Source organism: Coprococcus intestinihominis, from assembly GCF_040096555.1.
Taxonomy (GTDB): domain Bacteria; phylum Bacillota; class Clostridia; order Lachnospirales; family Lachnospiraceae; genus Coprococcus_A; species Coprococcus_A intestinihominis.
On the sequence record NZ_JBBMEK010000102.1, the window covers coordinates 1 to 10223 of the forward strand.

Below are 10223 nucleotides of genomic sequence, written 5' to 3' on the forward strand. Positions count from 1 at the left end.
ACTACCAATCTCTGGGACTGGCTGCATAGGCAGTGATATCTTTGAGATAAATGTGTCAACCAATATTGACAATATCACTCTACGATACCGGCGTGAGCGCCGAATACGGAGATCAGCTCATCACCCTCTCTACCTGTGAATACAGCCGCACCAACGGCAGAATGGTTGTTGTGGCAAAATGGATTACGCCGTCCCCTGGGGAGGTGGACGGCGATGCCTGAGATTAAAACACGGGATGTTGTCAAAGGCACGATTAAGACATTGGACAGAGCGGCGGTAGCCGGGGAGCGTATGAAGCAGGCGTATGTCCGCACTAAGGACAAAGCCGAGCATGGCGTGTACGCTGCGGAGAGCGCACCGGAGGAATACGCGGCAGATCGTGTTTCAGGCGGTGTGGAAACCGCCGCTTATGAGGCCGCCCACCAGCTTGATAAGCGGGGACGCAAAGCGGTAAAAACCACAAAGGACAATGTTGCCGCTGTCCGGGAGCAGATGGAACAGAAAAGGGCTGACCAGCCGAAAAGAGCAGCGCAGAAACAGGCTGAAAAGCAAGCAGGAAAACGGGCCGGGAGGAAACCTGCAGATACTGTCCGCAGCCCCTCCCCTGTTTCTCAGTCCCCTACCCCAACCAGTTCAGCGGATACTGTCGGATCACCCCTCAAAACCACCTATCGGGGACCTTCAGCAATCAATGCCGCAGACCGTGGCCGCAAAGGTATCAGGCAGACGGCAAAATCCACCGGAAAAGCCACGGTAAAATCCGCAAAGGGTACGGTCAAAACGATCCAGCGTTTCATCAAGACGGCGGAACAGACAGCCCGCACCACCGTGAAAACCACCCAGGTCACGGTACAGGCGGCACAAAAATCCGCCCAGACCGCTGCAAAAGCCTCTTACCGGGCGGCGCAGGCGGCAAAGGCCGCAGCCAGAAAAAGCGCAGAAGCCGCGAAAGCCACGGCCAAAGCCACTGTCTCCGCAGTTAAGGCGATCATCGCCGGTACAAAGGCGCTGATTACCGCTCTGTTGGCTGGGGGCTGGATTGCCGTGGTGATTATCCTGATCATTGTGTTGCTGGGCTGTGCGGTTTCCCTGTTCGGCGGCGGGAGCAGCAGTAATTCCTATACCCCTGTCAGCGCCGAGGTGGAAGCCTACGAACCTTTGATCCGGCAATATGCCGCGCAGCACGGTATCCCCGAATATGTGGAGCTGATCAAAGCGGTCATGATGCAGGAATCCGGAGGCCGGGGGAATGACCCCATGCAGGCGTCAGAGTGCGGCTATAACACCCGCTATCCTAACAGCCCCAACGGGATCACCGACCCGGAATATTCCATTGACGTGGGCATCCAGAATCTGGCCGCCTGCCTCAGCGCCGCCGAGGTGGAAAATCCCATTGACATGGAGCATATCAAGCTGGCCTTGCAGGGCTATAACTTTGGCAATGGTTATATCTCCTGGGCAAAGAGCAATTACGGCGGCTATTCCTATGCCAACGCCGTGGAGTTCTCCACCACCCAGGCAGAACGGCTGGGCTGGAGCAGCTACGGCGATACCCAGTATGTCAACCATGTGCTGCACTATTATCCCTACGGGCGAGCCTTCACCAGCGGCGGAAATCAGGCCATTGTGGAGGTTGCCCTGACCCAGCTCGACAATGAGGGCGGTGAACCCTATTGGTCCTGGTACGGCTTTGACAGCCGGGTGGAATGGTGTGCCTGTTTCGTCAGCTGGTGTGCCGATCAATGCGGATATATCGACAGCGGCATCATCCCGAAGTTTTCCCTTGTTTCGGATGGTGTTGCCTGGTTTAGCGGCAACGACCAATGGCAGGATCGGAGCTATGAGCCATCCGCGGGCGACCTCATCTTTTTCGATTGGGATAGCGACGGTTCACCTGACCATGTGGGTATTGTGGAGAAGTGCGAAAACGGTATTGTCTACACTGTGGAGGGAAATTCCGGCGATGCCTGCAAACAACATCAATATGCGGTTGGGAGCAGCTCTGTTTACGGTTATGGTATGCCAGCTTATTAAAATGGCAGCCTCGGTTTGAGGCTGCTTACATATTTGATTTCTGAAAAACTGGCATTGCTTACTTGCTTTTCTTCGGATATTCGTATACAATGTACTCTGTGAGATTTTATTTGTGCGGAGGTGCGATATGGGCGGGATAAAAGGCTATATCTCCATACGGGAAGCGTCCTACCGCTGGGGCGTATCAGAGCGGCGGGTCAATCAATACTGTGCCGATGGGCGCATCCCCGGCGCGTCCCGCTTTGGTCGATCCTGGGCAATCCCGGAGGACGCCAAAAAGCCGGCTGACCCGCGCATAGAAAAACGCGGAGGGAGGCGGCAGACATGATTTCCGATGAAATATTATACCGGCGTTATCTGGACGGCGAGGACAAGGCCGTCGACACGCTGGTTGAAAAGTACGGCGATACGCTGACGCTCTACATAAACGGCTATCTGAAAGACATTCACGAGGCCGAGGACTTGATGATCGAAGCCTTTTCCCAGCTCTTTGCAAAGGAACGCCCGATTGAGGACGAGGGCAGCTTTAAGGCGTATTTATATAAAACCGCCCGCAACCTTGCCCTGCGGCACAAGCAGAAACACCGCATCCGCTTCCTGCGCTTCGACGAGCTGATCTTTGAACTCAAAAGCGACACGCTGGCAGATACGGAGCTTCTTCGCAGCGAGCGTGACCGGCAGCTTTACGCCGCAATGGAAAAGCTGAAGGCAGAGTACCGGGAAGCCCTGTACCTTGTCTACTTTGAGAATATGAGTTACCGGGACGCGGCGGCGGTTATGGCGCAGACCGAGAAGCAGATTTCCAATCTGGTTTATCGGGGGAAGCAAAGCCTCAAAACGATTTTAGAGCAGGAGGGATTTACCTATGCGGACGAATGAGGACCGGACCCGTCTGATTCACAAACGGACGGCAGAAATAAAACGGGAAAACCAGAAAAAGAAACAGCGTCGGCTGGACGCGGCCTGCATAGCTGCCTGTCTGCTGCTGGTGGTCGGCATCGGCGCGTGGATGCCCGGCCTGATGGCGGGTGTCTCCGAAAGCGGCGTAAGCCATGCTTCGGGCGCGGCAAGCCTTGTGGGAAGCCATGCGGCGCTGGGCTATATCCTGATGGGACTTCTGGCCTTTTTGCTGGGCGTGTGCGTGACGGTGCTTTTGTACCGTCTGCGCCGCAGGAAGGAACGCAGGCAGCGGGAGGACAGGGACGATGAACTTTGAAATCATTGACAATCTTTTTCAGGTGACGGTCCTGGCCTGTGCCGCGCTGGTGGCTGTGGTTCATCTGTTCCGGCACAAAGACCGCCGCTGCCTGATCCTCGCCCTTGCTTATGCCTGCTTTTTCATGGGAACGCTGTATTATGTGCTGCACCTCGCTATCACCGGCAACACTCCGCATGTGTTCTATGTGGCGGAAATATCCTGGATCGCGTCGTGGTTTTTCTTCCTTTCGCTCCAAATTGTGCGGACGGAGGGCATGAAACTTTGCGTTTTGCCCGTCCCCGCTGTATGTGCGGGTTTGATTGCGGCGTCTATCCTGATCTTCCGGTTCATGGCGTCCTATCTGGTGTCGGGGCTGTTCGCGGTTCCGGTGAGTGCAGTTGCGTATCTGTCCCTGTTCCGGCTGCAAAGAGGTACGGCGCACCGGCGGACGGATGTCTGCTTTGCCGTCTGCACCGCGCTGCAGGTGGGCCTCTTTTTTGTGTCTGCGTTCATGGAGGATTTTACAAGGTTCAATCTCTACTTCGCCGTGGACATTATGCTGACGCTCTCCCTTGTGGCGCTGCTGATCCTTAATCTGCGGGAGGTGGCGGAGAAATGACCTATATCGAAAATATCTTTATCTGTCTTGCCATTCCGCTGATTTTGTCCCTGTTCTTCACGAAAGGCCGCGCCCGCAGCTTTACGCTGTTTCTCACCATCGGCATGGGCGTTTGTCTGCTGGGTGCCTACGTCAGCAGCTTTTTCGTGGGGTATTACGGCGTGGATACCACAGTTGCCGCCATTGAGATCACGCCGGTCTGCGAGGAAGTGATGAAGCTGCTGCCGCTGCTGTTCTACTTTCTGATCTTCGAGCCGGAGCCAAAAGAGCTGCCGTCTGCGGCCATCGCTATTGCCGTGGGCTTTGCTACCTTTGAAAACGTGTGTTACCTGACGGAGAACGGTGCGGAGGACTTTACCCTTCTGCTCATTCGCGGGATCTCCGCCGGTGCGATTCACATCCTCTGTGGGATTTTGACGGGCTTTGGTATTTCCTATGTGTTCCGACGCCGCTGGCTTGCGATGACCGGCACAGCGGGCATCCTCGGAGCCTGCACCGGCTTTCACGCCATCTATAACCTGCTCATTACGGCGGACAGCCCGTGGAACATAACGGGCTACCTGTTCCCGTCGCTGCTGATCGCCTGTCTGTTCGTGGTAAAGCGGTCCTTGCCAAACCTGAATATTCATTTGAAATAATACGCTGACTCGCGCATGGAGCCGTCCCAAATCGGGGCGGCTCCAATTTTTTTGAAAATTTTTTGAAAAAATTTTGATTTTGGGTGAGAGGATTTCTGATTTTTTGTATTTAGGATAGAAGAGGGGTGCAAAAGACGCCCCGATGACGAAACGCGAAAGGAGGTTTTGATTATGACCGGTAGGACGGAAATCCGGGTGCGGGAGATCCGCCGCAGGACGCGGCGGTACAGGCGGCGGCGTGAAAACCGTGAGCTTTTTTCTCTTACAGCGTTTGGCCTGTTTCTCCTTGCCGGTATCAGTGTTCTCCTGCATGGCGTACAGGCGCCGGGCGTCTCCGCTGTGGCGGAGGGCTACGGCTCGGTGCTGCTGCGGGAGGATGCGGGCGCGTACATCGTGGTCGGCATCGCCGCCTTTGTGGTAGGCGTGACGCTGACCGTGATCTGCATCCGGCTCAAAAAGAAAAAAACAAACCGCACGGAAGATGCGGGAGAAAGTGAGGAGCAAACATGAAAAAACGAATACTCAGCATCCTGCTGATCTGCTGCATGGTGCTGACAATGCTGCCCGCAACGGCCCTTGCCGAAGAAAGCGGGCAGACAGGCGGCGGCGTTACCGCAAGCGGCCTGTGTGAACACCACCCGGCGCACGATGACGAGTGCGGCTATACCGAGGGGACGGCAGGGACGCCGTGCAGCCATGAGCATACGGACGATTGCTATACGGAAGTAACCGACTGTGTCCATGAGCATACGGAGGACTGCTACCCCCAGAACAGCGTATCAGGCAACAATGCTACCTCGTCCAATGCGGACGAGCCTACCGAGTGTACCCATGTGTGCAGCGAGGAAAGCGGCTGTATCACAAAGCAATTAAACTGCCAGCATGAGCATGACGAGGACTGCGGCTATACCCCCGCCACGGCGGGAACGCCCTGCGGCTACGTCTGCGAGATATGCGGCGCAGAGGATAATTCGGCGGAAGCTATGACCGTAGAGCGCGTACAGGCCATGATCGATGCGCTTCCCGACGCGGAGGAAATCACGGAGGACAACGCGGAGGAAGTGACGGCCCAACTGGAAGCCGTTGACGAGGCAAAGGCGGAGCTGACGGACGAGGAAATCGACGAGCTGGACATTACCCGCTACATGGCGGCGGCTGCCGCACTGGGTTCGCTGGCCGCGCCTATGCTGCCGGCAAATGCTGCGCCTGCCGAGCAATTCAACCTCACCCCCGGCGAAACCTACTGGTTCGACCTGTCCGGAGCGAACATTCCGGACAACAAGAACGGCAGCTTGCCGGACGATTCCCTTCATTGGGTGCCCTTCACCTACGTGGGCACCGTGAACGCCTATGTGCTGAAAAGCCGTTCTGCCAACAACAACACCGCAAGAGGCGATTCAGCGAATGCGGCCGGCAGTACAGATCCCAGCAATCCGATTGGCTACACCTATGACCACAGCCTGTTCATTGCGGACTACAACGTGACCAGTAGTGCCAACTGGAATAACCTGAATGGGAGGAACCTGATTTTCGGCACGGCCTACACCAGCGGCGGCGTGGACTACACCCTCCGCGTGCCCTCGGCGGGGAGTGGTAGCACCGGCTCTATGGACAGTGAGCGTGGAACTCCGCTGAACAACGAGTGGGACGCGATTTTGGACAAAGCGAACCAAAGCTATCAGGATAACACGGTCGGTTATATCAAAAACTGGAACGGTATGTATTCCTGGGGGCAGGATACCCGGGATGGTCTCGATCCTGAATGGTACCGTGCGAAGCGCGGGTCCTTTACAGTCCGCTCCTGGCAGTTTGACCTGCTGTCTATGAGCGTCGGTTTCCGTCCCGTGCTTGAACTCCCATCCTCTGACACCCTGGGTTCTGACGGCCTGGCGACTGTCACGCTGGACCTGAACGACGGCAAGCTGGGCGACAGCGCAGATAATATTCAAATCATTGTCAAGAACGGCGCGGCCTTTACCGCTCCTGCGTCCGACGGTCTGACCCGTCCCGACGGCGACACAGGCGATTATTTTAAGTGGCTTGGCAGCGATGGCAACCTTTACGCCCCCGGCGACAGCGTTCCGGCAGGCGTTACCACTCTGACGGCACAATGGAGCCTTGCCGAGCAATTCAACCTCACCCCCGGCGGAACATACTGGTTTGACCTCTCCGGCGAAAATATTCCCGGCACGGTAAACAGCTCAGTGCCGGACACCACCCTGCACTATGTTCCCTTTACCTACGCCGGAACGGTGGACGCCTATGTGCTGAACAGCAGCTCGAGCGGGCAAACAGGAGCGGCAGAGGCCGCTTCGCAAACGACTGACGAAAGCGGACAATACGGCTACATCTACCCCCACAGCCTGTTTGTGGCGGATTATGCCGTGATGCACACCGTAAGCTGGAATGAACTGAACACCGCCGGCCTGATTTTCGGCAAGAGCTATACCGGCGGCAGCGTGGCCTATACCCTGCGTGCGCCGTCTATGGGAAGTTGGTATACCGGTTCAGGCGATTCAGCGCGCGGTACGCCCCAAAGCAATGAGTGGGACGCGGTGCTGGACAAGAACAGCGGCTACATCAAAAACTGGAATGGCATAGATTCGTGGGGGCAGGACACAGATAGTAGCAGCCCGGCGTCTCGTGTGCGCCGTGGGTACCTTTCGGCCCGCAGCTGGAATTACCACTATGCTACGTACCAGCGCGCGTACGTCGGTTTCCGCCCCGTCCTTGAAGTCCTGAACACTGACGCACTGGGCCCTGACGGGCTGGAAGTGGTCACGCTTGATTTGAACGGCGGCAAGCTGGGCGGCAGCGCCGATGATATTCAGATCATTGTCAAGAACGGCGCGGCCTTTACCGCTCCCGCGTCCGACGGTCTGACCCGTCCCGATGGCGACACAGGTAGCTTCTTCATCTGGAAGGGCAGCAACGGTAATCTCTACGCCCCCGGCGACAGCGTTCCGGCAGGCGTTACCACTCTGACGGCACAATGGACGCCTGCCGAGCAATTCAACCTCACCCCCGGTGGGACGTACTGGTTTGACCTCTCCGGCGAAAATATTCCCGGCACGGTAAACACCGGAAACAGTTATGGAGCGGTTTCCGTGCCGGACACCACCCTGCACTATGTTCCCTTTACCTACGCCGGGACGGTGGACGCCTATAAGCTCACATCGGCAATGGCGACTACGGTGGACTACGCAACGCAGAACAAATACCCCCACAGCCTGTTTGTGGCGGATTATCCCGTGACGCATACTGTAAGCTGGGATGAACTGAACACCGCCGGCCTGATTTTCGGCAAGAGCTATACCGGCAGCAGCGTGGACTATACCCTGCGCGCGCCGTCTATGGGAAGTGGGCGTACCGGTTTAGGCGATTCAGAGCGCGGGACGCCCCAAAGCAATGAGTGGGACGCGGTGCTGGATAAGAACAGCGGTTATATCGAAAACTGGGGCGGCATGTGTTCGAAGGGGCAGGACACAGTAAGTAACTACTTGCACTGTCGTGCGGTTCGAGGGTTTACCTCGGCCCGCCGCTTTGCCGAGTACGTTGCTACCGCTCGGTACGACAATGCCGGTTTTCGCCCCGTCCTTGAAGTCCTGAACACTGACACACTGGGCTCTGACGGACTGAAAGCGGTCACGCTTGATTTGAACGGCGGCAAGCTGGGCGGCAGCACAGAAAATATTCAGATCGTTGTCAAGAACGGCGCGGCCTTTACCGCTCCCGCGTCCGACGGTCTGACCCGTCCCGATGGCGACACAGGCGATTATTTTAAGTGGCTTGGCAGCGATGGCAACCTTTACGCCCCCGGCGACAGCGTTCCGGCAGGCGTTACCACTCTGACGGCACAATGGATGCCTGCCGAGCAATTCAACCTTACCCCCGGCGGGACATACTGGTTTGACCTCTCCGGTGAAAATATTCCCGGCACGGTAAACACCGGAAACAGTGATGGAGCGGTTTCCGTGCCGGACACCACCCTGCACTATGTTCCCTTTACCTACGCCGGAACGGTGGAGGCCTATAAGCTCACATCGGCAATAGAAACTACGGAGGACTACGCGGAACAGAACAAATACCCCCACAGCCTGTTTGTGGCGGATTATGCCGTGACGCACACCGTAAGCTGGAATGAACTGAACACCGCCGGCCTGATTTTCGGCAAGAGCTATACCGGCGGCAGTGTGGACTATACCCTGCGCGCGCCGTCTGTGGGAAGTTGGTATACCGGTTTAGGCGATTCAGCGCGCGGTACGCCCCAAAGCAATGAGTGGGACGCGGTGCTGGACAAGAACAGCGGCTACATCAAAAACTGGAACGACATGTATTCGCAGGGGCAGGACACAAGTATCAGCTCGTCGAATTGTGCGATTCGGGGGTGTTCCCCGGCCCGTTACTGGATCGACGGCCATGCTACCTATCAGCACGTGTCTGTCGGTTTTCGCCCCGTCCTTGAAGTCCTGAACACTGACACACTGGGTTCTGACGGACTGAAAGCAGTCACGCTTGATTTGAACGGCGGCAAGCTGGGCGGCAGCACCGATGATATTCAGATCATTGTCAAGAACGGTGCGGCCTTTACCGCCCCTGCGTCCGACGGTCTGACTGCGCCGCAGGTTGGATATAGTGCGCAATGGCAGGACAGTGACGGCAACCTTTACGCCCCCGGCGACAGCGTTCCGGCAGGCGTTACCACTCTGACGGCACAATGGATGCCCGATACCTACACGGTCACTCTTCACCTCAATGACGGCACCATTGGCAACGGCAAGAATGTGACCGAATACACCTACGGCACAGGGGCAACCCTGCCGACAGCAGATGATATAACCCGCGCTGGCCACACCTTTGAGGGCTGGTATGAGGACGAGAATTTTTCCGGTTCCCCTGTCACGGAGATCAGCGCCACCGACACGGGCAAAAAAGAGTTTTACGCAAAGTGGACGCTGAATACTTACACGGTCACCTTTGACAGCCAGGGCGGAAGCAAGGTGGACAGCCAGACTGTCAGCCACGGCGGCACGGTAACCGAACCCACTGCTCCCACCTACGAGGGCTACACCTTTGGCGGCTGGTACACTGAAGCGGGTTGCACCACAGAGTATGATTTCACCACCGCCGTCACCGAGAGCCTGACGCTCTACGCAAAGTGGAAAGATGTTACCTGCCCGACAGGCGAAATTACGGTTGACAAAAGCAAATGGAATACGTTCTTTAACAACATTACCTTTGGTTTGTTCTTTAAGGATACACAGAAAGTGACGATCACGGCAAGCGACAACAGCGGTGATAATGTTACCATTACCTATTTGTTAAGCGACAAGGAGCTTACCGTTGACGAAGTGAACGTCAGCGTATTTACTGCATACACGGGTGCGTTTTACATTGAACCGAATAACGAATATGTGATCTACGCAAAGCTGACCGATAGCTCCGGTAACATCTGCTATATCAATTCCAACGGCGTTGTGCTGGATAATGTTGATCCTTTGGTTTCCGGCATTATAGACGGCAAGACCTATTGTGAAGCGCAGACGGTTACGATTGATGAAAAGTATGTTGACAGCGTCACCGTGGACGGAACGGCTGTTACCCTCACGGACGGGAAATTTACTCTTTCACCGGCTGATGGCAAACAGACCATTGTTGTAACCGACAAGGCAGGAAACAAGGCTGAAATGACCGTGACTGTCAATGACGGACATACTGGCGGTACGGCTACCTG

7 protein-coding genes are annotated in these 10223 nt (G+C 56.3%); all 7 read left to right on the forward strand.

The window, feature by feature from the left end; genetic code table 11:
* Positions 1–213 precede the first annotated feature (213 nt).
* Positions 214–2034 (forward strand): lysozyme family protein, encoded by a 1821-nt coding sequence (locus WMO25_RS09230; RefSeq protein ID WP_349085093.1) that lies wholly within the window; start codon positions 214–216, stop codon positions 2032–2034.
* 324 nt (positions 2035–2358) lie between these two features.
* On the forward strand, positions 2359–2913 hold the full coding sequence (locus WMO25_RS09235; RefSeq protein WP_349085094.1) for an RNA polymerase sigma factor: 555 nt from the start codon (positions 2359–2361) through the stop codon (positions 2911–2913).
* Positions 2900–3250: a DUF4179 domain-containing protein gene (locus WMO25_RS09240; protein WP_349085095.1), complete on the forward strand. Its 351-nt coding sequence runs from the start codon at positions 2900–2902 to the stop codon at positions 3248–3250. The genes WMO25_RS09235 and WMO25_RS09240 overlap by 14 nt, the downstream gene beginning before the upstream one ends.
* Complete coding sequence (locus WMO25_RS09245) at positions 3240–3851, forward strand: hypothetical protein (protein WP_349085096.1); 612 nt, start codon at positions 3240–3242, stop codon at positions 3849–3851. Before WMO25_RS09240 ends, WMO25_RS09245 begins: the two co-directional genes overlap by 11 nt.
* Positions 3848–4489, forward strand: coding sequence for a PrsW family glutamic-type intramembrane protease (locus WMO25_RS09250; RefSeq protein ID WP_349085097.1), 642 nt, complete (start codon positions 3848–3850; stop codon positions 4487–4489). Before WMO25_RS09245 ends, WMO25_RS09250 begins: the two co-directional genes overlap by 4 nt.
* 171 nt (positions 4490–4660) lie before the next feature.
* Positions 4661–4999 carry a hypothetical protein gene (locus WMO25_RS09255; protein WP_154431539.1) on the forward strand — a complete coding sequence of 113 codons (339 nt, stop codon included), beginning with the start codon at positions 4661–4663 and terminating at the stop codon, positions 4997–4999.
* A partial coding sequence (locus tag WMO25_RS09260) for an InlB B-repeat-containing protein (protein ID WP_349085098.1) occupies positions 4996–10223 on the forward strand: 5228 nt, incomplete at its 3' end. The genes WMO25_RS09255 and WMO25_RS09260, both read left to right, overlap by 4 nt.

Excerpts from the sequence above, each read along its gene's own strand:
- WMO25_RS09245 (WP_349085096.1), top strand. The coding sequence starts at position 3,240 with ATGAACTTTGAAATCATTGACAATCTTTTTCAGGTGACGGTCCTGGCC.
- WMO25_RS09250 (WP_349085097.1), top strand. The coding sequence starts at position 3,848 with ATGACCTATATCGAAAATATCTTTATCTGTCTTGCCATTCCGCTGATT.
- WMO25_RS09230 (WP_349085093.1), top strand. The coding sequence starts at position 214 with ATGCCTGAGATTAAAACACGGGATGTTGTCAAAGGCACGATTAAGACA.
- WMO25_RS09240 (WP_349085095.1), top strand. The coding sequence starts at position 2,900 with ATGCGGACGAATGAGGACCGGACCCGTCTGATTCACAAACGGACGGCA.
- WMO25_RS09235 (WP_349085094.1), top strand. The coding sequence starts at position 2,359 with ATGATTTCCGATGAAATATTATACCGGCGTTATCTGGACGGCGAGGAC.
- WMO25_RS09255 (WP_154431539.1), top strand. The coding sequence starts at position 4,661 with ATGACCGGTAGGACGGAAATCCGGGTGCGGGAGATCCGCCGCAGGACG.